Below are 23,225 nucleotides of genomic sequence, written 5' to 3' on the forward strand. Positions count from 1 at the left end.
GCTGTCAGTCGCCGCGACCGGCGATCGACATGATCTTTTCGCGCAGCAGGCGGGCGATGTTGCGGGTGTTCTTGTACATGTGCAGCTGGGCTGCGACCTGGCGCACGTCGCGGTCGCCATTGCGCGACAGGCCGATGACCAGCGAACCCATCTCTTCGCGCTCTTCCCAGAGCCGGCTCATGATCGGGTGGTCGGGCACGGCGCAGCTGTCGGTGCGCATGATGTTGGCGTCGTCGAGATGCCAGTCGGTCAGCTTCATGATCAAGAGCTTGCCGGGCGAAAAGCGGCTGAGGCTCTCGTCATAGGCCGTCTTCCACGTATAGGCCTCGCCGGCCATCAGGAACACGATGATCGAGGCGATCGCTCTTCCGTCGAGGTCGATCGTGTGAATTCTCACCGCATCGATTTCGGCCAGATTGGTAATGGCTTCGCGGGCGAAGGCGGCACGGTAGCGGTCGTTGGTCAGCGCCGAGCGCTTGCGGCCCTTCCAGCCGCTTGCCTCGAGTGCCAGAAATTCTTCCATGCGGCGGCGCACATCTTCCGGCTGGCGGGCGACGGAATAGACGGCCTGGCCGGTCCGCTCCAGCTTGCGCCACTGACGACGCATCTCGCGCAGGTGATGTGGCGACACGGAGTGGCTCATATAGGCATTGCCGTCGAGCAGGCTTTCGAGCATCGGCCGTTGGAACGGGTCGGTGACGGCAAGCGGCAGATCGCGGTTGATCGCGACTGCTCTTGCGAGCTGTGCAAAGGGGCCGTTGAGGCGGATATCGGGGATGACCAGAACCGAAGGCAGACGGGCGGATCTCATCGAGAGCGCCTCGAACAGGTTGTCGATCGTCTCGGCTGCGTCCTCGGCATCGACCAGCGGTGTGCCGAGCGGGCCGAACGGATTGGCCCAGACACGGATGATCGGTGCGCCGACCGAAAAGCCTGGCTTTTCGACGGTAAAGGGCATCAGAAGCCGCATGCGGCTGCGGGTTTCCGTTTCGTCGCGGATCAGCGCCAGACGCACCTGCCGGTCATCGATGCGCGGCATGGCGGGCGCGAGAAGGCGGGCCGAAAAGAAGATGTTCGGCTCCATGGCGCGGTTGGACAGGAATTCCAGTTCGTCCTGAAGCTCGTAACCGAGGGCTGCCGGGTAAAGGCAAAGCTCGCGACCCTGCCGACCGACCGGGATGCGCGTATCGGCATCTGGTCGCTCCGGGCGTGCCCGCACCGGCTGCTGCGGCGTGTTGCGCTTGCCGTCGTCGTCCGTTTCGGTGCTGATCGGAGGGAGAGCCATGGTCGTTTCAAGCCTTCGGAGACGCAGTCGGGATCGGATCGGCAAAGGCGAAAAGCACAATGCCGAGCGTTCGGCGCACCGTAATATGGAGCAGAATCGCTTCGATCGCCATGGCCGATGCAGTCGCTGTTGCAGCGCCGATCAGACCGAAATGCGGAATGAGGGTGAGGTTCATGGTGATGCTGGCGGCCAGCGTCACGGCATAGAGCGCCACACAGAGGTTCTGCTTGCCCGCCATGCTGAGCAGGACCTCACCGGGGCCGACCAGCGACTTCGACAAAATGCCGGCAAAGAGGATCGCCATCAGCCAATAACCGGCGGTGAAGGCGGTACCGAACAGCGACAGAAGCAGTTCACCTGCGGCCAGAGCGGCAAGCCCGACGGCCAGCGACGGCCAGAAACTCCAGCGCACCGTCTGGCCGGCAAAGGTCGCAAGCGCCGTCATGTCCTTTTCGGCCATGATCGCCGAAAAACGCGGGGCAGCCGCCGCCTTGATGGAAAAATAGACGAACTGAACCAGCACGATGGTCTTTGCCGCGGCGTAGTAAATGCCGACCTGGTCGGGCGGTAGGTAGAGACCGACGACCACGACATCGGCATTTGTCAGCAGGAAACCGATCCCATCGACGAGGAAGAGCGGCAGCGAGACCTTGAACCAGGAAAGAACCTCGAAACGCCGCGGACCCGAACCGTATTTGCCGCGCAGGCGCAGAGTGACGCGCAGGAGCTGGATCAGGGTGCTGACATAGGTGGCGGCGAGTGCCGATTCCATTGCCGTGACGGCCGTATGCGGCGCGCCGGACCAGACGGCGGCCAGCATGAAGATCAGGATCAGCGTCGGGCGGAACAGATAGGTGGGGCTGAGGCCCATCAGCGTCCAGCCGTTGGAGCGGGCGGTGCCGTCCAGAACGTCGCCGAGCGCGATCATCGGCATGGTGAAGAAGGCGAGTGATGCCGGGATCAGGTAATAGGGTTCCACCCGGTCGCCGAGCAGATGCAGCGTGAGCAGGCCGATTGCGGCAAGCGTGCTGGCCGAGGCAAGCGCGATGAGCCGGACGGTGAGGTTCAGCCCGCGGATCGTCTCGATATCGTCATTTGCTTTATGCTCGTGCAGGAAGCGGATGATCGAGGTGTGGAAGCCGAGGCAGGAGAGATTGCCAGCAAGGATGACCAGAACCCAGACGAAAGCAAAAATGCCGTAATCGAATTCGCCCATGACGCGGGCCATGACGATCTGCGAGATGAAGGCAATGGCCGCGCTGACGACACGCACGGCAAAGGCGATCAATGCCTGGCGCTGTGCGCGTGCGGTATCATCGTCGGCAGTCAGGATATTGATGATGCGCCCGGTCAGCGGTGCGAGCCGGGTGCGCAGGCCGGGCGGAAGCAGTTTTTCCGCTGTTTCGATGACCACCATTCGGGGCACGCAATACTCGTTACAACGCTGGAACAATGGGATCCAGAGTGACACGTCAGGGTTAAGAAACGGTGTGCCAAGAGGGTTCTATTTTTAGGAATTTCTAATGGGCTAGGCGCCGCCAACTCTGGAGGGAGGACATACACGAACAAACAAAAACGCCGCCCGGAGGCGGCGTTTTTCATCACTATCACAAACCCTTACGCCTGTTCGAAGGCGCCGTGGCAGTGCTTGTATTTCTTGCCCGAGCCGCATGGGCAGGCTTCGTTGCGGCCGACCTTGCCCCAGGTGGACTGGTCTTCCGGACGGCGATCCTCCGGGGCAACGATGAAGTTCTCGCCGTCGCGGCCGGTTACCTGATCTTCACCGGTTGAGGCGTCGATGTGGTGTTCCTCGTAGACGGCCGGCGGCTGCGGCGGTTCCGGGTTCTGGACCAGTTCGACGCGCATCATCTGGGCGGTCACGGCTTCACGCAGATTGGCGAGCAGGGCCTGGAAGAGTTCGAAAGCCTCGGCCTTGTATTCCTGCAGCGGGTCGCGCTGGGCATAACCGCGGAAGCCGATGACGGAACGCAGATGGTCGAGATTGACGATGTGCTCACGCCACAGATGGTCGAGCGTCTGGAGCAGGATCGAGCGCTCCACATAGTTCATGATCTCGTCGCCGAAGCGGTCGCGGCGGTCCTTGGCCGATGCGTCGGCGACTGTCATCAGGCGCTCGCGGATGTCGGTCTCGCCGATACCGTCTTCCTTGACCCAGTCCTCGATCGGCAGATCGAGGTCGAGCAGGCGCTGGACGTCCTCGTGCAGGCCGGCGGCATTCCACTGTTCGGCATAGGCCCGTTCGGGAATATGCTTGGTGACGATGATCTCGATCACCTCGTGGCGCATGTCCTCGACCATGTCGGACACGTCCTGCGAATCCATCACTTCGAGACGCTGTTCGAAGATCACCTTGCGCTGGTCGTTGGTGACGTCGTCATATTTCAGAAGGTTTTTGCGGATGTCGAAGTTGCGGGCTTCGACCTTCTTCTGGGCGCGTTCCAGCGCCTTGTTGATCCATGGGTGGACGATCGCCTCGCCTTCTTTCAGGCCCAGCTTCTGCAGCATGCCGTCCATACGGTCGGAGCCGAAGATGCGCATCAGGTCGTCCTGAAGCGACAAATAGAATTTCGAGCGGCCCGGATCGCCCTGACGGCCCGAACGGCCGCGCAGCTGGTTGTCGATACGGCGGCTTTCGTGGCGTTCGGTGGCGATGACGTAGAGACCGCCGGCGGCGAGCGCCTTTTCCTTCAGTTCCTTGATCTCGGCGCGGATCGCGGCTTCCTTCGCCGCGCGTTCGCTTTCGTCCTCAATGCCTTCAAGCTCGCGCTCAAGACGCATGTCGACATTGCCGCCAAGCTGGATGTCGGTACCGCGGCCTGCCATGTTGGTGGCGATCGTGACAGCACCCGGCACGCCGGCCTGCGAGACGATATAGGCTTCCTGCTCGTGGTAACGAGCGTTCAGAACGTTGAAATTCTCGAAACCGGACTGGCGCAGCATGGTGGCCAGGATTTCCGACTTTTCGATCGAGGTCGTGCCGACCAGAACCGGCTGGTTGCGCTCTGCGGCGTCCTTGATCTCGACGATGATCGCCTTGAACTTTTCTTCAAAGGTCCGGTAGACCTCGTCATCCTCGTCGATACGCTGGATCGGCAGGTTGGTCGGAACTTCGACGACTTCGAGCTTGTAAATGTTGCCGAATTCTTCCGCTTCCGTCTGGGCCGTACCGGTCATGCCGGCAAGCTTGGAATACATGCGGAAATAATTCTGGAAGGTGATCGAGGAGAGCGTCTGGTTCTCCGGCTGGATCTGCACCTTTTCCTTGGCTTCCAGTGCCTGGTGCTGGCCTTCCGAATAACGGCGGCCCGGCATCATGCGGCCGGTAAATTCGTCGATGATGACGATCTCGCCATTGCGGACGATGTAGTCCTTGTCGCGGTTGAACAGCTTGTGGGCCTTCAGCGCGTTGTTGATGTGGTGGACGATCGCGACATTCTCGACGTCGTAGAGCGATTCACCCTTCAAAAGGCCGGCCTGGCGCAGCAGGTTTTCGAGCTTTTCGGTGCCGACTTCGGAGAAGCTGGCCGAACGCTGCTTTTCGTCGATCTCGTAATCTTCCGAGGACAGCATCGGAATGAAAGCGTCGATCGTGTTGTAGAGGTCGGAACGGTCATCGAGCGGACCGGAAATGATCAGCGGCGTGCGCGCCTCATCGACCAGGATCGAGTCCACTTCGTCGACGATCGCATAGTTGTGGCCGCGCTGAACCATCTGGTTGCGCTCGTATTTCATGTTGTCGCGCAGATAATCGAAGCCAAGTTCGTTATTCGTCGCGTAGGTGATGTCGCAGGCATAGGCCGCGCGGCGTTCGTCGTCGGACAGGCCGTGGACAATGACGCCGGTGGACAGGCCGAGGAAGCCGTAGAGGCGGGCCATGGTGGCGGCGTCGCGCTGGGCGAGGTAGTCGTTGACGGTAACGACGTGAACGCCCTTGGCAGACAGCGCATTCAGATAGACGGGCAGGGTGCCGACGAGGGTCTTGCCTTCGCCGGTCTTCATTTCGGCGATCGAGCCGTCATGCAGGATCATGCCGCCGGTCAGCTGCACGTCGAAGGGGCGCATGCCGAGCACGCGGCGGGATGCTTCGCGAACGACAGCAAAAGCGGGGATGAGGATATCATCCAGGGTCTTGCCCTGCGCCAGCATCTCGCGGAACTCGACCGTCTTGTGGGCGAGCTGCTCGTCGGTCAGCGCCTTGGTCTTCTCCTCGATCGCATTGATGGCGGCGAGCGTCGGCTTGTAGCCACGAACGCGGCGCTCGTTTGCCGAGCCGAAGATTTTGCGGGCAATGCCGCCGAAGCTGACCATAGGGATGGCCCTTTCTAAAGTCGGTTCCATCGAAATGCGGAGCGTCTCGCCCGCCGGTCTTATCTGGCAACCGGACTTGGCAAAATGACCCGCTTGCGCCCGGAAACTCTTCTGGACGCGAAGTTGCGTGACAGATAAGAGGGGGGTCGAATTATGTCAACGGTGACGGCCGATACAGAATGGCCACAATCCGGTGTTTTTGAGGGTTTTCCGGCCGGCCTCGGGCGTTCCGAGACCGGTATCCTAGCCGAAAGGTAACTTGATGTTGCGCCACAAATTCCTCGCGTCGGCCGCTCTTGCCGCTGCGATCCTCTGCCAGTCCACCGCCTTTTCCGCTGATGACGCTGTCGTCGCGAAGGTCGGTAACCTGGAAATCCATCAGTCGGAACTCGACCTTGCGGTGCAGAATCTCGACCCGCAGCTGGCCCAGCTTCCTGACGAACAGAAGAAGGTTGCAGCTCTGTCCGGCGCGATCGACGTGAAGCTGCTTGCCGGCGGTGCTCTCGCCGAAGGCGTCGACAAGACCGACGATTTCAAGAAGCGCATGGCCTATATCGGCGACCGCGAACTGCATAATGCATACTTCCGCAAGCATGTCGTCGAAGCTACGACTGAAGCCGAGGTAAAGGCTCGCTACGACAAGGAAATCGCAGCGATCCCGAAGCAGCAGGAAGTCAAGGCTGCCCATATTCTCGTCAAGACCGAGGACGAAGCCAAGGCGATCATCGCCAAGCTCGACAAGGGCGAAGACTTTGCCAAGCTCGCCAAGGAAAATTCGCAGGACAGCAACAAGGACGACGGCGGCGATCTCGGTTGGTTCGGTCCGGGCCGCATGGTTCCGGAATTCGAAGAAGCCGCTTTTGCACTCGACAAGGGCCAGTACACCAAGACCCCGGTCAAGACCCAGTTCGGCTTCCACGTCATCAAGGTCGAAGACAAGCGCGATGCCGCTCCGCCGGCTTTCGACCAGGTCCAGGACCAGGTCAAGCAGCTCGTCATGCGCGACAAGTACGTCGCTCTGATCGAAAAGGCGAAGGCCGACCAGAAGGTCGACATTCTCGATCCGGCCCTGAAGAAGGGTTATGACGACGTCAGCAAGATGCAGGAAGGCGGCGACGCGCCTGCAGTGCCGGACGCCGCTCCGGCCGCAAAGCCCTGATCCATTGATATGTCGGGGGCATTCGTGCCCCCGCTTTCATTCATCCGTTGTGTTGGCATCCCTTGTATTTGGATCCTCGCCTCAAGCCTGAGGCTCCAAATACAAGGGATGAATCATTCAATCCCGAAGATCTCGATCTTTCAGCTTTTATCCAGGTGTCGACGATGTCAGCTTCCGTCTCTCCCCTTGCTCCGAAATCCTATCCCGAAATGCCGGCCCTGCGCGGTGTGCGCATGGCGACGGCGGCTGCGGGTATCAAATACAAGGGTCGTACCGACGTCCTGCTGATGGTCTTTGACAAGCCGGCTGCTGTTGCCGGTGTCTTCACCAAGTCGAAATGTCCGTCTGCTCCGGTCGATTTCTGCCGCTCCAACCTGCCGCATGGCGTCGCCCGCGCGGTGGTCGTCAATTCCGGCAATGCCAATGCCTTTACCGGCATCAAGGGCAAGGCTGCGACGGCGCTGACCGCGAAGTCTGCTGCAGAAGCAGTCGGCTGCGGCGAAAACGAAATTTACCTCGCCTCCACCGGCGTGATCGGCGAACCGCTCGACGCCTCCAAATTTGCCGGTGTGCTCGGCGACATGAACAAGACCGCAACCGGCGACTTCTGGCAGGAAGCCGCCAAGGCGATCATGACTACCGACACCTATCCAAAGGTCGCGACCCGCACTGCCGAGATCGGCGGCGTCACGGTCACGATCAACGGCATTGCCAAGGGCGCCGGCATGATCGCGCCGGATATGGCGACCATGCTCTCCTTCGTCGTCACCGATGCTGATATCTCCTCCTCCGCGCTGCAGGCTATGCTGTCTGCCGGCGTCGAGCCGAGCTTCAATTCAATGACCGTCGACAGCGATACCTCGACCTCCGACACGCTGATGCTGTTTGCCACCGGCGCCGCCGCTGCTGACGGCCAGAAGCGTATCGAGACGGCCGACGATCCGGCGCTTGCCTCTTTCCGCGCGGCGCTGAACGATCTCCTTAAGGCGCTTGCCATCCAGGTCGCCCGTGATGGCGAGGGTGCTACCAAGATGCTCGAGATTACCGTGACCGGTGCTGAGAGCGATGCGGCCGCCAAGACGATCGCGCTTTCGATCGCCAATTCGCCGCTGGTCAAGACCGCGGCTGCCGGTGAGGACGCCAACTGGGGCCGTATCGTGATGGCAGTCGGCAAGGCCGGCGAAGCTGCCGACCGTGACCGGCTGGCGATCTGGTTCGGCGATGTCCGTGTTGCCGTCAACGGCGAGCGCGATCCGTCCTATTCCGAGGACGCCGCGACTGCCGTAATGAAGAAGCAGGATATTCCGGTGAAGGTTGAGCTTGGTCTCGGCAACGGTACCGCAACCGTCTGGACCTGCGATCTCACCAAGGAATATGTCGCCATCAACGGCGATTACCGGAGCTGATGGACTTGATGACTGCGCCTTCCGTAGAGGACGACCTGCCATTGGTGCGGCGGCTGGAAGCCGTCGGCTTTAGGGCATGGCCTGCCTCTTCCGTGGTTTATGACGGCAGCTGGCAGGTGCGGCTGACCGGCGGACATCCGTCAAAGCGGCTGAACTGTATCGTGCCGCTTGACCCGTCCGACCATCGCGACATGGATATGCGCCTGTCGCGGGCGCGCAAGCGTTTCGAAGATCACGGCAGACCCCTGGTCATCCGCGAGACGCCGCTCGCCTCGCCTGTCATGAGTGAATATCTCGAGGCCCAGGGCTGGAAAGTAGTCGAGCGGGTCGATGTTCTGACCGTCAATCTGACCGAACTCCCTCTGCCTGTAACACTTGGCCATCTGCCGAGCCATGATATTGGTCGTTTCCTCGATGCGAATATTGCGGTCGGCCAGTATGATGCCTCGCTCAAGCCGGCCCTTGCCGAGATCCTGAGTTCCATCAGGCCGTCTTCGGGCTATTTCATCAAGGAAGATCCCAGCAAGGGTGCGATGGCCGTGGCACTTTGCGTGCAGGATAACGATCTTGCAGGCATCATGTCGTTTCACGTCGCCGAATACGCACGTCGGACGGGGATTGGCACGGAAATCCTCACCTCGGCCCTGCTGTGGGCTCGGATCAGCGGCGCCAGCTCGGCCTGGTTGCAGGTTCTTTCCGACAATGTGCCGGCGCTTGCCATGTATGAGCGGTTCGGTTTCCGCAAGGCCTATGACTACCGTTACTGGCAGCAGATCTGAGGGTGACGTCTATGGAGAAAAAGCTGCTTCTCGTCGCCGCCTGCGCACTGATCGATGCCGATGGTCGGATTCTTCTGGCGCAGCGGCCGGAAGGCAAGTCGCTGGCCGGCCTGTGGGAGTTTCCCGGCGGCAAGGTCGAACCGGGCGAGACGCCCGAAGAGGCGCTGGTGCGTGAACTCGAGGAAGAGCTCGGGATCATGACCAAGGTTGCGTGCCTCGCGCCGCTGACCTTTGCTAGCCACACTTACGAGAAGTTTAATCTTCTGATGCCGCTCTACGTCTGCCGCCGTTTCGAGGGCGTGGCAACGGGCCGGGAAGGCCAGGCGATCAAATGGGTAAGGCCCTCGGCACTGCGTGACTACCCGATGCCGCCAGCCGATGAACCACTTATCCCGATCCTGCAGGACCTGCTCTGAGCAGCGGGGCGGCGGCCGGATTGTTCAAAATCGTATGATAAAATTCAGGTCTCGTTAACTTTTGATTCAGCCGCCTGTGGCATGGTTTTGCCGACCAGCGACTGCATTTGACGAGGCATGACGGCATGGATGACGAATTCTGGAAAACGGTGCCGAGCCGCAGACGCACGAAATCCGGATCCGGCCGGACAGGCGCTCTCAATATCGCACTTCTGTTCGGTACGGCAGCGATCGCACTGTCGCTGATCATCACGCCCATGCTTGCCAGCCGCAACGACGAGCGCAACAAGCTTGCCGGTGTTCAGGATGATTTCGACATGCTGACAACGGGCTCGATCAACAAGTCGTCCGACAAGAACACCAAGCACTATACGATCCGTCGCAGCATTCTCCAGGATACCCCCGGGTCAGTCTGCGTCGTGCAAGGTTATTCCTCCGGTGATGACTGCTGATTAACCTTTGGGTGATAGATTAGGCAATCATCAGGAAACGGTCATAAAGTAGAAGGGCAAGCCATGCGTCTCCTCCGGTCGATACTGCGCGATGAAGGGGGATCAACGGCTGTCGAATATGGCTTGATCATTGCAGTGCTTTCGCTCGCCATGATCGCCGGTTTCGGCGCATTCACGGGGTCGCTGGTCAACATGTTCAATTTCATCAGCGGCAAGCTCGCCGTCTGATCCGTTTTTACTGCACACCACCCTTCAGCGCATCAGCGAGACGCATCTTTGCCGAACCCGGCTTCAGTGGCTGCTGCTGGCTTTCATGCGGCGCCCATCCTGACGCATAGATGATCGAGAACGTGGCGCGGATGCGCCCATCCGGATCGGCATACCGCTCCGCATAGATTTCCGCCGCCTTCAGGAAAAATGCCCGCGATACGGGGACGCGGCTGCGGCCGGCAAGCGCATTGGTCATGCCCATGGCGCGCAGGTCGCGCATCAGCGCGAACAGGTTGTCGTAACGCACCGTATAACTTTCCGCATCGACGACCGGGAGCGCGAAACCGGTGCGCTGCATCAGGGCGCCGATATCACGGACATCTGCAAAGGGGATGACGCGCGGGCTGGCGCCGCCGGTCAATTCGGCCTCTGCCGAAAGCAGGACGTCGCGCAGCTCGGAGAGTGTGCCTGCGCCGGGAATGGCACCCAGAAACAGGCCGTCCGGTTTCAGCGCGCGCCGGATGCGTACGAGCGTGCCCGGCAGATCGTTGGCGAGGTGCAGGGCAAGCGGCGACAGCACAAGATTGACGGAAGCAGGCTCCAGCGGGACGTCATCGATGCCGGCCTGCACGAACTGATCATCAGCCTCAGCGAACAAGGTGCTTGTCTCGATGCGAGTGAGTGAGGTGATCTTGCCGGTTGCAAATGCGGCGCGCGCCGCGCTGCCAGTGCCGCCATGCAATTCGGCAGCCGCCTCGAAGGTTCGCTCGACAACAGAGAGCCTTTCTGCGAGTTCCCGGCCGGCTATGTCGAGAAGGAAGGCCGCGCCGGGATCGCCTTTTGCCGCTGCCCTCTGCCGTCTTGCCTCAACCAGCCTGTCGTCGAAGAGAATTTCCATATCGGTCTACTCAGTCTGTTTGGATCGGTTGGCCTGCCTGGACCACTCAATTTGCGCGGGTCGCAAAGGCGCGTTCCATCGACTAATGTCAAGCCATGTCATTCGCCATTTCCTTGGCCCAGGCCATGCCATTTTTGCAGATAGTAGCACGGTCCGCTTCGGGGTGCTCGCGAGCGATCGGCAATCTCGTCTATCCGCCAGCCTGTCCCGGCTGCGGGCGGATGACCGGCAGCCACGCTGGCTTCTGCCCTGCCTGCTGGCGTGAGGTCCGTTTTATCGAACGGCCCTATTGCGAGGTTCTGGGCCTGCCTTTCTCCTATGATCCCGGCCGCGGCATGCTGTCTGCCGAGGCGATCGCCGATCCGCCGGTTTTCGACCGGTTGCGGGCGGCAGCGATTTACGAAGACAGCGCCCGCAATCTCGTTCATTCGCTGAAATATAGGGATCGTACCGACCTCGCCGCAATGATGGCCGGCTGGATGTTGCGCGCTTCGGAAGGTCATGTGGAGGCATGTGACGCAATCCTGCCGGTGCCGTTGCATCGGCGCCGGTTCCTGTCCCGTAAGTTCAACCAGTCGGCTGAACTGGCACGGCATCTTGCCCGGCAGGCGGAAAAGCCGTTCTTTCCTGCTACGCTCGTTCGCGTGAAGAATACGCGCCGGCAGGTTGGGCTGACAGCGCGTGCCCGCGCGGAAAATGTTCGCGCGGCTTTCAGCATCGCACCCGGTCATGAGGCTGACGTGTTCGGCAAACGGATCGTGCTGGTGGATGACGTGTTTACCACGGGGGCCACGGTTTCTGCCGCGACCCGCGCCTTGCGCAAGGCCGGTGCCGCCGATGTCACGGTTTTGACCTTTGCAATGGCCGTTTCCACGCCTATATGAAAAACAGAAAAACTTGCGCTTCCAGCCTTCCTCCCATCCCTTATCTGGCAGCGCTTCGGAGACTGTCATGGCCGATGTCATCATCTATACCCGCGAATATTGCGGTTTCTGCTCGCGTGCCAAGGCACTTCTGGAATCCAAGGGCGTTGCCTATACCGAGCATGACGCGACCTTCTCCAAGGAGTTGCGCGACGAGATGGTCGGCAAGTCGAATGGTCGCAACACCTTCCCGCAGATCTTCATCAACGGTGAACATGTCGGCGGATGTGATGATATTCATGCGCTCGACCGGGCCGGCAAGCTGGATGCGATGCTCGCGGCTTGAAGCCGCTTCAAGGGAGTAGGGACCATGTCGTTCAAGGCCGCCGCGATCCAGATGTGTTCCGGTATCGATCCGCAGAAGAACGCGGCCGATATGGCGCGTCTGGTGCGGGACGCGGCTGCACAGGGCGCTACCTATATCCAAACGCCGGAAATGACCGGTGCCATGCAGCGCGACCGGCCTGCGTTGCGGGCCATGTTGCGTGGCGAGGCGGACGACATCATCGCGAAGACCGCTTCAGGCCTTGCCGCAGAACTTGGCATCTTCCTGCATGTCGGCTCCACCGCGATCGGTCGCGGCGACGGCAAGATCGCCAACCGGGCGCTGCTTTTCGGCCCTGATGGCAAAAAGATCTGCTCCTACGACAAGATCCATATGTTCGATGTCGACCTCGACAATGGCGAGAGTTTTCGCGAGAGCTCTGCCTATGAGGCGGGCGGCGAGGCGCGGGTGGCCGATATTGGGATCGCAAAGCTCGGTTTCGCGATCTGCTACGATGTGCGTTTCCCGCAGCTCTTTCGCGCGGAAGCGCTTGCCGGTGCCGAGATCCTGACCGTGCCTGCTGCCTTCACGGTGCAGACTGGCGAGGCGCATTGGGAAATTCTTCTGCGCGCCCGTGCTATTGAAAATGGTGCTTTCCTGATCGCTGCGGCACAGGCCGGCAGCCATGAGGACGGCCGTCGCACGTTCGGCCATTCGATGATCATTGACCCCTGGGGCAAGGTGCTTGCTTCCGCCGGTGGTGAAGGGGAAGCCGTTCTGGTCGCCGAGATCGATATCGACGCCGTAAAGGCCGCCCGCGCCAAAATTCCGAATCTGAAGAATGCCCGCGATTTTGCGCTGGACACGGTGCCGGCGGTTGCGGCCGGAGGCGTGGCAGCTTGATCAAGTATTCGCTTTCCTGCGATCATGCGCACCAGTTCGAAGGCTGGTTTTCCACCGGTGCGGATTTTGATGCGCAGGTTAAGAGCGGGTTTCTGACCTGTCCGACCTGCGGTTCCGCCTCGATTTCGAAAACGCTGATGGCGCCCTCCATCTCGACCGCGCGGAAAAAGGAAGCCAAGCAACAGATGGTGATGGACCTTGCCCGCCAGGAAATGGCGGCGAAGCTGAAGGAAGCCGTGGCGACGATCAAGGCGAATGCCGAGGATGTCGGCGAGCGTTTCCCCGAAGAGGCGCGAAAGATCCATTACGGCGAAGCCGATGCCCGCGGCATCATCGGCCAGGCGAGCCTCGGCGAAGTGAAGGACCTGCTCGACGAAGGTATCGAGATCGCGCCGCTGCCGGTTCTGCCGGACGATGTGAACTGAGACGGGTTCGGTTTGCTTCAATGCTAACCGAGAATTTTTAGATAATTCCTTGCACCGTGAAGTACGCGGACAAGCTGAACCTCATCTTCTCTCAGTCGATAAAAGATGAGGTAGGGCTGAAATGTCCTTCGGCGTATTTCCGTAATGCCGGTTTTCTCTAGCCTTTCGAACGCATTTGGCATCTCGCCGATCTCGATGCACGCCGTTCGTAGCTCTTCCATGTAGGATCTTGCCCGGCTGGGGTTATGTTTGACGAGATGCCGGGCTATATCCACAAGGTCTTGGCGAGCCTTCCGGGTAAATATGACTTTCATTGCACCGGACGATCCCAGCCGAGCTCGTCGTAAACGCTGTCAAATGCCTCTTCGAGAGACATCACCCTGCCGGCTTCGATATCATCGATGCCCTTCTGCAATTCCGCCTCAAGCTTTTTCCGTGCCTGATCCCTTTCCAGGGTGCGGCGGACCAGATCTTCGACATAGTCGCTCGGTGACGCGAAAGATCCATTCTCGACTTGGTCACGGACGAAGTCGCCGAGATCAGGCTCTAAAGTTACGGTAATCTTCACAGCCTCGGTCATCGGTGCCTCCGGAACGAACGCGCTAATCATATCACCGAATCTGCGAGCACGAAACGTGCGCGCATCTGCGCGTCGGTAATGGTGCGCTTTGGCTGGGCTAAGCCGCCCGGCTCGCCAGCAGCATGTAGTTCACGTCCATATCGGGCGAGAGGTTCCAGCGATCCTGCAGCGGGTTGAAGAAGACACCGGTGCGGTGGATGATCTCCATGCCGCTTTCGACCATCGGCTTTTCCAGTTCGTGCGGGCGAACCAGCTTTTCATATTGATGGGTGCCGCGGGGCAGCCAGCGTAGAATGTTTTCGGCAGCGAAGATGGCGAGCGCGCCGGCCTTGAGGGTCCTATTGATCGTGGCGACGAACATCAGGCCGCCGGGTTTGACCATCGAGGCGCAGGTGGTCATGAACAGCTCGACATCGGCGACATGTTCGACGACTTCCATGTTCAGGACGACATCGAACATTTCTCCGGCTTCAGCCAGTTGCTCGGCGGTGACGGCCCGGTAGTCGACGCTAGTGCCGGTTTCCACCGCATGGGTGGAGGCGATGCCGATATTCTTTTCTGACGGATCGGCACCGATCACGGTCGCGCCCATACGGGCGATCGGCTCGGAAAGCAGTCCGCCGCCGCAGCCGATATCGAGGATGCGCAAGCCGGAAAGCGGCAGATGCGCTTTAGGATCCCGGCCGAAATGGGCGCAGATCTTTTCGCGGATATAATTGAGGCGGACAGGATTGAACTTGTGCAGCGGCTTGAACTTGCCGGTCGGGCTCCACCATTCGGCGGCCATTTTCGAAAACCATTCCACCTGGCTTTCATCGACCGTGGTCCGTGCAGCTTCGCTCATCATCGTCTTCCTCGTGTTCATCGCCCGTGAAGTCGGACGATCGGACGCGTAAGTCAAGAGGTGTAGGTTATTCCATTCGGGCACGAGGCAACAGTTGTTTCCGCCAAGGTCTGAACGGCAGCCAACGTTTCATTCATGGACTATTCAGGCACGGACTGGAACAATTGGCAGGTCTAGAACATTGAGCGGTGAAAAACCGCGACGCGGCAGAGCCGGACGTCGGCGGGGTTTTCCAGGAGGAACACCGGTGAAGAAATTTTTGATGGGTGCGCTGACATTCGGTGCGCTGATTGTGGCTCCTGCAATGGCCGAGGCGGCAGTGCAAGGATATGCTACGGCGAATGTGAACATGCGCTCGGGTCCGAGCACCGCCTATCCTGCGGTTACCGTCATCCCCTATGGCGCGCCGGTGACGATCAATGGCTGCATGAGCAGCGTCAACTGGTGCGACGTGTCCTTTGTTGGTGGACGTGGCTGGGTATCCGGCAATTACGTCCAGGCCAATTATCAGTCCAACCGCGTCTATGTGGCTCCCGATTATTATCAGGGCCTCGGTATTCCGACGGTTACCTTCGAAGTCGATAATTATTGGGACCGTTATTACCGTGGCCGCGACTTCTATCGCGATCGCGATCGTTGGCGCCGTTATGACTGGCATGCCGATCGACCGTTGCCGCCACCTCCGCCGCCGCGCTGGGATGACCGCCGCCCGCCGGGCCCGCCGCCGGGCTGGGATCGCAATCGCGATCGCTGGGAACAGAACCGCGATCGTTGGGAGCAAAATCGTAACCGCTGGGAACAGAATCGTGACCGGTGGGAGCAGAACCGCGATCGCAATGACGACCGTCGTCCGCCGCCGCGTGGCGATGCACGCCCAGACCGTGGTGACGATCGTCGCCCGCCTCCGGGCATGGCGCCGGACAGGGGCCGTGGTGATGACCGTCGTCCCCCGCCGCGCGCCGAACAGGGCGGAGACCGCCGTCCGCCACCCCGTGCCGAGCAGGGAGGCGATCGCCGCCCAGATGCAGGCCGTCCGCAGCGCGAGCAGCGTCCCCTTGGCACGCCGCCAAACGATACGGAACGCCGATGCCTGCCCGGCCAGTGCGGTAACTGATCGACCTGACATGAAGAACAGAGAGGGCCGCCCTTCGGGTGGCCCTTTTCCGTTTTGCCAAGTCGCGTTGTGTCGGTTTAAAATCAGCTGTCAGGGCGTACCGTTCTGGCCTCTTCCTGGCATTGCGTCGCTTAAGCCTTTTCGATAAGAGACCGACGACTTTGACATCTGGCTGTCATATGCCAGGTGAGAAGAATGGTTTTTGAAGCAGACGTCCCTGCGTGCTGAAACGCTCGGGCGAAACAGTGGTTTTGTCGTATGGCCCGCATCGTGATGAAGTTCGGCGGCACGTCCGTCGCCAATCTTGACCGTATCCACAATGTTGCACGCCATGTGAAACGCGAGGTGGATGCCGGCCATGAAGTGGCCGTCGTCGTTTCGGCCATGTCCGGCAAGACCAACGAGCTGGTCGGCTGGGTGCAGGATACGCCGAAGGTCAACGGCGCCGACTCTCCCTTCTACGATGCGCGCGAATACGACGCTGTCGTTGCTTCGGGCGAACAGGTAACATCCGGTCTTCTGGCCATTGCCCTTCAGTCTATGGGCATCAATGCCCGTTCGTGGCAGGGTTGGCAGATCCCGATCCGCACCGACAACGCCCATGGCGCGGCGCGTATCCTCGAAATCGACGGTTCCGATATCATCAAGCGGATGGGCGAAGGTCAGGTGGCAGTGATCGCCGGTTTCCAGGGTCTTGGCCCGGACAATCGCATCGCCACGCTCGGCCGCGGCGGTTCCGATACGTCTGCCGTGGCGATCGCCGCTGCCGTCAAGGCTGACCGCTGCGACATCTATACCGACGTTGACGGCGTCTACACGACCGATCCGCGCATCGTGCCGGCCGCGCGCCGCATGAAGAAGGTGTCTTTCGAGGAAATGCTCGAAATGGCCTCGCTCGGCTCAAAGGTCTTGCAGGTGCGCTCCGTCGAGCTTGCCATGGTCTTCAAGGTCCGGACCTTCGTGCGCTCCAGTTTCGAGGACCCCGATGCACCGGGCATGGGTGACTTCTTGAACCCGCCCGGTACTTTGATTTGCGACGAGGAAGAGATCGTGGAACAGGAAGTCGTCACCGGCATCGCTTATGCCAAGGATGAAGCACAGATTTCGCTGCGGCGTCTGGCCGACCGGCCGGGCGTGTCGGCCGCGATCTTCGGCCCGCTGGCCGAGGCCCATATCAATGTCGACATGATCGTCCAGAACATTTCGGAAGACGGTTCGAAGACCGACATGACCTTCACCGTGCCTTCGGGCGACGTCACGAAGGCGATCAAGGTTCTGGAAGACAACAAGGCCAAGATCGGCTTCGACGTGGTGCAGAGCGAATCGGGTCTCGCCAAGGTGTCGGTGATCGGCATCGGCATGCGCAGCCATGCCGGCGTCGCGGCGCACGCTTTTACGGCACTTGCCGAAAAGTCGATCAACATCAAGGCGATCACCACCTCGGAAATCAAGATTTCGATCCTGATCGACGGCGCTTATTCCGAACTTGCAGTTCGGACTTTGCATTCCGCCTACGGGCTGGATAAGAATTGATCGTGAACCGGTGCGTCGCGCTCTAATATAAGGAGCGCGGCAACTTCCGGATTGTATGATTTAATTCGGGAGCAGTGATGCCGATGAGAGACCTGTCGGCTGGTCCGCGCGTTCTTTTGAAGCGTCTGCGCGAGTTGATGGCCGAGCCGCTCGACCCGCAGGAACGGCTTGACCGGATCGTCCGGCAGATCGCCAGCAATATGGTGGCCGAAGTCTGCTCGGTCTATGTCCTGCGCTCCGATGGCGTGCTTGAGCTTTACGCCACCGAAGGCCTCAACAAGGAGGCCGTCCACACCTCGCAGCTGATGATGGGCCAGGGCCTGGTCGGTACGATCGCCGCCTCCGCCCAGCCGCTCAATCTGTCCGATGCGCAGGCGCATCCTGCCTTCCGTTATCTGCCGGAAACCGGCGAAGAGATCTACCACTCCTTCCTCGGCGTGCCGATCCTCCGCGCCGGTCGTACGCTTGGTGTTCTCGTCGTGCAGAACAAGGCGAGCCGCAATTATCGCGAGGATGAGGTCGAGGCGCTCGAGACGACGGCGATGGTGATCGCCGAGATGATCGCCACCGGCGAACTCAAAAAGATTACCCGTCCGGGCCTCGAACTGGACCTGACGCGCGCCGTGACGATCGAGGCGGACGGCTATAACGAAGGCATCGGCCTTGGCCATGTCGTGCTGCACGAGCCGCGCATCGTCGTCACCAATCTCCTGAACGACGATGCCGACAAGGAGATCAAGCGGCTGGCGGAAGCGCTGGGTTCGCTGAGAATCTCGATCGACGACATGCTGTCGCGCCGCGAGGTCTCACAAGAGGGCGAGCATCGCGAGGTGCTGGAAACCTACCGGATGTTCGCCCATGACCAGGGCTGGGTCCGCCGCATGGAAGAGGCGATCCACAATGGTCTGACGGCGGAAGCCGCGGTCGAAAAGGTGCAGAGCGACACCAAGGCGCGGATGATGCGCCTGACCGATTCCTATCTGCGCGAGCGGATGCACGATTTCGACGATCTGGCCAACCGCCTGCTGCGGCAGCTGACAGGTTATTCCGGCCGCGCCTCGGATGCGGATTTCCCCAATGACGCGATCATTCTGGCGCGTGCCATGGGGGCGGCGGAGCTGCTCGATTATCCGCGCATCAACCTGCGCGGCCTCGTGCTGGAAGAAGGTGCCGTCACCAGCCATGTGGTGATCGTCGCCCGCGCCATGGGCATTCCCGTGGTCGGGCAGGCGGCCGGTGTCGTGGCGCTCGCCGAAAACGGCGATCCGATCATCATCGATGGCGATGACGGCCAGGTGCATTTGCGGCCGATGGCCGATCTGCAGAAGGCCTATGAAGAAAAGGTGCGGCTGAAAGCCAAGCGCCAGGAGCAGTTCAAGGCTCTGCGTTCGGTCGATCCGGTCACCAAGGACGGCAAGCATATCAGCCTGCAGATGAATGCCGGACTGCTGGTCGACCTGCCGCAGCTTTCGGAATCCGGTGCCGAGGGCATCGGTCTTTTCCGCACCGAGCTGCAGTTTATGATCGCCTCGACCATGCCGAAGCTGGAAGAGCAGGAAGGTTTTTACCGCAACGTCATCAAGCAGGCCGCCGGCCGGCCGGTGACGTTCCGCACCCTCGATATCGGCGGCGACAAGGTCGTTTCCTATTTTCGCGCGCAGGAAGAGGAAAACCCGGCGCTTGGCTGGCGGGCGATCCGCCTGTCGCTCGACCGGCCCGGCCTACTGCGCACCCAGTTGCGCGCGCTCCTGAAAGCTTCGGCCGGTGCCGAGCTGAAAATGATGCTGCCGATGATCACGGAAGTTTCGGAAATCCGGGCCGTGCGCGAGCTGATGCAGAAGGAAGTGCAGTATCTTTCGAAATTCGGCCATGCGCTGCCGCGCAAGCTGCAGTTCGGCGCGATGCTGGAAGTGCCGTCGCTGATGTGGCAGCTGGACGAGCTGATGGCGGAAGTGGATTTCGTCTCGGTCGGTTCGAACGATCTGTTCCAGTTTGCGATGGCGGCCGATCGCGGCAATGCGCGTGTTTCCGACCGGTTCGACAATCTCGGAAAGCCGTTCCTGCGCATTCTGCGCGATATTGCTCGCGCCGGTGAGCGTAACCGGACGCCGGTGACGCTGTGCGGTGAGATGGCCGGCAAGCCGCTCTCGGCCATGGCGCTGATCGGTGTCGGTTTCCGTTCCGTCTCGATGGCGGCGACGTCGATCGGTCCTGTCAAGGCGATGCTGCTTGGGCTTGATGCCGGGCTGCTCACGGAGCAGCTGAATGCTGCGCTCGACGATATCCGCTCGGTAGAGCCGATCCGCGATCTGCTGGTCAGGTTCGCGGAGACGAACAATATTCCGGTCTAGATCCTGACGGCGGCTTGGTTGCCGATGATGTTGGAAACGGCTAAGACGCGCTCCAACCTCATTCCTGTGCTCGTCACAGGAATCTAGCCAGCCCAAGTCTTTGGGCTGAAAAGACTCTTCCGCGTCGCGGACGCGACGCTGCTGGATCCCTGTGACGAGCACAGGGATGAGGGCATGGCCAGAATTACGGAGTAAAAAGGCTTGGCGAAGCTTCCTGTCGAAAAGATGCGCGAACTGGAACGCCGGTTCGGCGAGATCGAAGCGCGCATGTCGGAAGGTCCGGCCGCCGACGTCTATGTGAAACTGGCGTCTGAATATTCCGAGCTTCAGCCGGTCGTCGCAAAGATCCGCGAATACGAAAAGACTTTGGCCGAAGTGGCCGACCTGCGCGCCATGCTCTCCGACAAGGCGACCGATCGCGAAATGCGCGAGCTTGCCGAGATGGAGCTGCCGGATGCGGAAGAGCGCATCGAGGCGCTGGAAAAGGACATGCAGATCCTGCTCCTGCCGAAGGATGCAGCCGACGAGCGCAGCGCCATTCTGGAAATCCGCGCCGGCACCGGCGGCAACGAGGCGGCACTTTTTGCTGGCGATCTGTTTCGCATGTACGAGCGTTACGCCTCGTCCAAAGGCTGGAAGGTGGAAGTGCTGTCCTCCAGCGAAGGCGAGGCGGGTGGCTACAAGGAAATCATCGCGACCGTCACCGGCCGCGGCGTGTTTTCCAAGCTGAAATTCGAAAGCGGCGTGCATCGGGTGCAGCGCGTGCCGGATACGGAAACGCAGGGACGTATCCATACCTCGGCTGCGACCGTCGCGGTTCTGCCGGAAGCCGAAGAGATCGATATCGAGATCCGTCCGGAAGATATTCGCATCGATACGATGCGCTCCTCGGGCGCCGGCGGCCAGCATGTCAACACGACCGACTCGGCCGTGCGCATCACCCATCTGCCGACCGGCATTGTCGTCACCAGTTCGGAAAAGTCGCAGCACCAGAACCGCGCCAAGGCGATGCAGGTTTTGCGCTCGCGCCTTCTCGATGCGGAACGGCAGCGGGCGGACAGCGAACGCTCTGCCGACCGCAAGAGCCAGGTCGGCTCGGGCGACCGCTCCGAACGTATCCGCACCTACAACTTTCCGCAGGGACGCGTCACCGACCACCGCATCAACCTCACGCTCTACAAGCTTGACCGGATGATCGAAGGCGAGATCGACGAAGTCGTGGATGCGCTGATCGCCGATTACCAGGCCGGCCAGCTGGCCCAGCTCGGCGAGCAACAGGGATGACGACGCTCGCCGCCGCCATCGCGAGTGCTCGGGCGGCATTTGCCGATGCCGGCATCGGCGACGCTGCAATCGAGGCGCGGATCCTGATCGGCGGTCTTCTTGGCCTTTCCTCAACCGAGGTTTTTACCGGTGGCGACCGGGGTCTCAATGCGGGCGATCTCGCCAGGATCGAAGACGCGGTGGCGCGGCGGTTGAAACGGGAGCCGGTGCACCGCATATTAGGAAAGCGCGAATTTTACGGGCTCGACTTTTCCCTGTCCGAGGGAACGCTGGAGCCTCGGCCGGATACCGAAATTCTGGTCGAAGCGATGCTGGAACCCGCAAGGCGGATCGCAGCGCAAAAGGGAAAGCTCCGTATTCTCGATCTCGGCACCGGAACCGGTGCAATTATTCTTGCCCTGCTCAGCGAAATTCCGCAGGCAAGCGGTGTCGGTGTCGATATTTCCGCGGATGCGCTGGCGACGGCTAAAAGAAATGCAACGGAATTGGGGCTTGGTTCCCGGTTTGAGCCGATGCTTAGCCGCTGGTTCGACAAAATTGAGGGGCGCTTCGACATAATCGTGTCAAATCCTCCCTATATTAGAAGTGAAGTCATCCAAGAATTGGAACCCGAGGTTCGCGATTTCGACCCGCTTCTGGCGCTCGATGGCGGGCAGGATGGTCTTGACGCATATCGTGCGATTGCAGAGGCAGCGGAAGGGTTTCTGGAAGAGGGCGGTTATATTGGGCTGGAGATCGGTTACGACCAGAAACAGCCAGTAACGTCCATCTTCGAGGCTCAGGGATACACGCTCACGCAAGCAAAACGTGACTATGGTGACAATGATCGCGTTCTCGTGTTTGACCGGGCAGGTCTTTGATGTTGCAAAGCAAAAGAAAAGGCTTGGAATCCGCAATGAAGCGGGATAGCTTGCAGTCACGCATCGGGGCGGCTGGGAATGAACAGCGATTCGTTCGGGTTACGGGTCAACCCTTGATCCTGCTTCTTTCGGGGAGCTGAGAAGGTTGAGCAATTCCCGGTGCGTGAATCAGGTAATTTGACTTTGAATGCGGCAGGCCGCCTTGATCGACCTGTGCGCGGCACGCGAAGTCTTGCTCCGGCATTGGGCCGGCAAGCCGCGTGGCCCCTTATCAGCGAAGACAAGAGAGTTGGTGAACGATAGATGAGGCCAGGACAGCAGAACAAGCGCGGTCGAGGGCGTGGCAATAACAACAATGGCGGCGGTGGCGGCGGCGGAAATAACAATTTCAACCGCAAGGGCGGAAATCCGCTCAGCCGCACCTACGACAGCTCCGGACCCGACATCAAGATCCGTGGCACGGCCCAGCATATCGCCGAGAAATATTCGACTCTCGCCCGCGATGCCCAGAGCTCCGGCGACCGCGTGATGGCCGAGAACTACCTGCAGCACGCCGAGCATTATAACCGCATCATCGCGGCTGCTCAGGCGCAGATGCAGGACCGGTTCCAGCATCAGGATCGCGGCGACTATCAGGACCGTGACGGCAATTCTGTCGATCAGGACGATATGGATGGCGGCGAAGGCGACGATCTCGGCTACGCACCGCAGCCAATGGTCGATGAAGGCCACCAGCCGCAGCAACAGCAGCGTCGCGAGAACAACCAGCAGCGCCGTGAACCGCAGGCCCAGGATGGCCAGCAGGACGGTCAGCCGCAGGAACGTCAGGATCGCCAATCTCAGGATCGGCCGGCCCGTGAAAACAACCGTCGCGATCAGCGCCGTGACCGTCGTCAGGATCGCCCCGATCGTCAGGACCGCAATGCGGCCCAGGCTTCCGAGCAGGCTGAAGACGTTGTTGCCGCACCGGTTGCCGTTGCTCCGGCCCCGGTTGCTTCGCAGGACGATGGTTCCGGTCCGCAGCCGGTGATCGAGGGCGTTCCGGCCGAAGTGGCCGTCGAGCAGGAGACGCAGGGCGAAGCCGCTCCGCGCCGCCGTCGTAGCCCCGCCGCCCGCCCGCGCCGTCCGCGCCGCGGCGAAGGTGCGGATGAAGGCGGGGACGATGCCAAGCCGGAACTCGCAGACGCCGGCGAATAAGCCCGCGTTCTC

General features: G+C 60.7%; 23 protein-coding genes. 16 read left to right on the plus strand and 7 right to left on the minus strand.

Annotated features, from left to right (window positions below; genetic code table 11):
• Nucleotides 1-4 precede the first annotated feature (4 nt).
• The 3 genes from FHW37_RS23370 to secA form a co-directional block, all read right to left on the minus strand.
• The gene (locus FHW37_RS23370) at nt 5-1,285 is read right to left on the minus strand and encodes a GNAT family N-acetyltransferase (RefSeq protein WP_145640724.1); all 1,281 of its coding nucleotides are present in this window, start codon (nt 1,283-1,285) and stop codon (nt 5-7) included.
• A 7-nt stretch (nt 1,286-1,292) separates the two neighbouring features.
• Nucleotides 1,293-2,702, minus strand: a complete 1,410-nt coding sequence (locus FHW37_RS23375; protein ID WP_145640817.1) for a lipopolysaccharide biosynthesis protein — start codon at nt 2,700-2,702, stop codon at nt 1,293-1,295.
• 200 nt (nt 2,703-2,902) lie between these two features.
• Nucleotides 2,903-5,614 (minus strand): preprotein translocase subunit SecA, encoded by a 2,712-nt coding sequence (gene secA / locus FHW37_RS23380; RefSeq protein WP_145640726.1) that lies wholly within the window; start codon nt 5,612-5,614, stop codon nt 2,903-2,905.
• A gap of 262 nt (nt 5,615-5,876) precedes the next feature.
• Between secA and FHW37_RS23385 the strand changes: the two genes are divergently transcribed.
• The 6 genes from FHW37_RS23385 (at nt 5,877) to FHW37_RS23410 (ending at nt 10,054) form a co-directional block, all read left to right on the plus strand.
• Nucleotides 5,877-6,773, plus strand: a complete 897-nt coding sequence (locus tag FHW37_RS23385) for a peptidylprolyl isomerase (protein ID WP_145640727.1) — start codon at nt 5,877-5,879, stop codon at nt 6,771-6,773.
• Nucleotides 6,774-6,937: 164 nt separating this feature from the next.
• Complete coding sequence (gene argJ, locus FHW37_RS23390) at nt 6,938-8,179, plus strand: bifunctional glutamate N-acetyltransferase/amino-acid acetyltransferase ArgJ (protein ID WP_145640728.1); 1,242 nt, start codon at nt 6,938-6,940, stop codon at nt 8,177-8,179.
• Between the two features lie 8 nt (nt 8,180-8,187).
• On the plus strand, nt 8,188-8,958 hold the full coding sequence (locus FHW37_RS23395; RefSeq protein ID WP_145640730.1) for a GNAT family N-acetyltransferase: 771 nt from the start codon (nt 8,188-8,190) through the stop codon (nt 8,956-8,958).
• A gap of 11 nt (nt 8,959-8,969) precedes the next feature.
• A complete protein-coding gene (gene mutT / locus FHW37_RS23400) occupies nt 8,970-9,374 on the plus strand; it encodes an 8-oxo-dGTP diphosphatase MutT (protein ID WP_186458369.1) in 405 nt (134 codons plus the stop codon).
• 125 nt (nt 9,375-9,499) lie between these two features.
• Nucleotides 9,500-9,826: a hypothetical protein gene (locus tag FHW37_RS23405; RefSeq protein WP_145640734.1), complete on the plus strand. Its 327-nt coding sequence runs from the start codon at nt 9,500-9,502 to the stop codon at nt 9,824-9,826.
• A 63-nt stretch (nt 9,827-9,889) separates the two neighbouring features.
• Entirely contained in the window at nt 9,890-10,054 is a 165-nt protein-coding gene (locus FHW37_RS23410; RefSeq protein WP_145640735.1) for a Flp family type IVb pilin, read from the plus strand.
• 7 nt (nt 10,055-10,061) lie between these two features.
• On the opposite strand, the gene FHW37_RS23415 is transcribed toward FHW37_RS23410, so the two are convergent.
• Nucleotides 10,062-10,934, minus strand: a complete 873-nt coding sequence (locus FHW37_RS23415) for a methyltransferase domain-containing protein (protein ID WP_145640737.1) — start codon at nt 10,932-10,934, stop codon at nt 10,062-10,064.
• Nucleotides 10,935-11,059: 125 nt separating this feature from the next.
• On the opposite strand from FHW37_RS23415, the gene FHW37_RS23420 reads away from it, so the two are divergent.
• The 4 genes from FHW37_RS23420 (at nt 11,060) to FHW37_RS23435 (ending at nt 13,450) form a co-directional block, all read left to right on the plus strand.
• Complete coding sequence (locus FHW37_RS23420; RefSeq protein WP_145640738.1) at nt 11,060-11,818, plus strand: ComF family protein; 759 nt, start codon at nt 11,060-11,062, stop codon at nt 11,816-11,818.
• A gap of 67 nt (nt 11,819-11,885) precedes the next feature.
• Nucleotides 11,886-12,143 carry a glutaredoxin 3 gene (gene grxC / locus FHW37_RS23425; RefSeq protein ID WP_145640740.1) on the plus strand — a complete coding sequence of 86 codons (258 nt, stop codon included), beginning with the start codon at nt 11,886-11,888 and terminating at the stop codon, nt 12,141-12,143.
• Between the two features lie 24 nt (nt 12,144-12,167).
• The gene (locus tag FHW37_RS23430; protein WP_145640741.1) at nt 12,168-13,025 is read left to right on the plus strand and encodes a carbon-nitrogen hydrolase family protein; all 858 of its coding nucleotides are present in this window, start codon (nt 12,168-12,170) and stop codon (nt 13,023-13,025) included.
• On the plus strand, nt 13,022-13,450 hold the full coding sequence (locus FHW37_RS23435) for a DUF1178 family protein (RefSeq protein WP_145640743.1): 429 nt from the start codon (nt 13,022-13,024) through the stop codon (nt 13,448-13,450). The genes FHW37_RS23430 and FHW37_RS23435 overlap by 4 nt, the downstream gene beginning before the upstream one ends.
• Before the next feature lie 23 nt (nt 13,451-13,473).
• Here FHW37_RS23435 and FHW37_RS23440 read toward each other — a convergent pair whose 3' ends face one another.
• From FHW37_RS23440 to ubiG, 3 genes are all read right to left on the minus strand, one after another.
• The gene (locus tag FHW37_RS23440; RefSeq protein ID WP_145640745.1) at nt 13,474-13,764 is read right to left on the minus strand and encodes a type II toxin-antitoxin system RelE/ParE family toxin; all 291 of its coding nucleotides are present in this window, start codon (nt 13,762-13,764) and stop codon (nt 13,474-13,476) included.
• Entirely contained in the window at nt 13,761-14,030 is a 270-nt protein-coding gene (locus FHW37_RS23445; protein ID WP_145640746.1) for a ribbon-helix-helix domain-containing protein, read from the minus strand. Before FHW37_RS23445 ends, FHW37_RS23440 begins: the two co-directional genes overlap by 4 nt.
• Before the next feature lie 97 nt (nt 14,031-14,127).
• Nucleotides 14,128-14,874, minus strand: a complete 747-nt coding sequence (gene ubiG / locus FHW37_RS23450) for a bifunctional 2-polyprenyl-6-hydroxyphenol methylase/3-demethylubiquinol 3-O-methyltransferase UbiG (protein WP_145640748.1) — start codon at nt 14,872-14,874, stop codon at nt 14,128-14,130.
• A gap of 247 nt (nt 14,875-15,121) precedes the next feature.
• Between ubiG and FHW37_RS23455 the strand changes: the two genes are divergently transcribed.
• The 6 genes from FHW37_RS23455 to FHW37_RS23480 all read left to right on the plus strand — a co-directional run bounded on the left by FHW37_RS23455 (nt 15,122) and on the right by FHW37_RS23480 (nt 23,213).
• The gene (locus FHW37_RS23455) at nt 15,122-15,988 is read left to right on the plus strand and encodes an SH3 domain-containing protein (RefSeq protein WP_145640750.1); all 867 of its coding nucleotides are present in this window, start codon (nt 15,122-15,124) and stop codon (nt 15,986-15,988) included.
• A 258-nt stretch (nt 15,989-16,246) separates the two neighbouring features.
• Nucleotides 16,247-17,521: an aspartate kinase gene (locus FHW37_RS23460; protein WP_145640752.1), complete on the plus strand. Its 1,275-nt coding sequence runs from the start codon at nt 16,247-16,249 to the stop codon at nt 17,519-17,521.
• 83 nt (nt 17,522-17,604) lie between these two features.
• Nucleotides 17,605-19,872, plus strand: coding sequence for a phosphoenolpyruvate--protein phosphotransferase (gene ptsP, locus FHW37_RS23465; protein WP_145640818.1), 2,268 nt, complete (start codon nt 17,605-17,607; stop codon nt 19,870-19,872).
• Nucleotides 19,873-20,073: 201 nt separating this feature from the next.
• Nucleotides 20,074-21,156 (plus strand): peptide chain release factor 1, encoded by a 1,083-nt coding sequence (gene prfA / locus FHW37_RS23470; RefSeq protein ID WP_145640753.1) that lies wholly within the window; start codon nt 20,074-20,076, stop codon nt 21,154-21,156.
• On the plus strand, nt 21,153-22,016 hold the full coding sequence (gene prmC, locus FHW37_RS23475) for a peptide chain release factor N(5)-glutamine methyltransferase (RefSeq protein ID WP_145640755.1): 864 nt from the start codon (nt 21,153-21,155) through the stop codon (nt 22,014-22,016). The genes prfA and prmC overlap by 4 nt, the downstream gene beginning before the upstream one ends.
• Nucleotides 22,017-22,319: 303 nt before the next feature.
• Complete coding sequence (locus FHW37_RS23480) at nt 22,320-23,213, plus strand: DUF4167 domain-containing protein (protein WP_145640757.1); 894 nt, start codon at nt 22,320-22,322, stop codon at nt 23,211-23,213.
• The last annotated feature ends 12 nt before the right edge of the window (nt 23,214-23,225 follow it).

The organism is Neorhizobium alkalisoli (assembly GCF_007829835.1).
In the GTDB taxonomy this organism is placed as follows: domain Bacteria; phylum Pseudomonadota; class Alphaproteobacteria; order Rhizobiales; family Rhizobiaceae; genus Neorhizobium.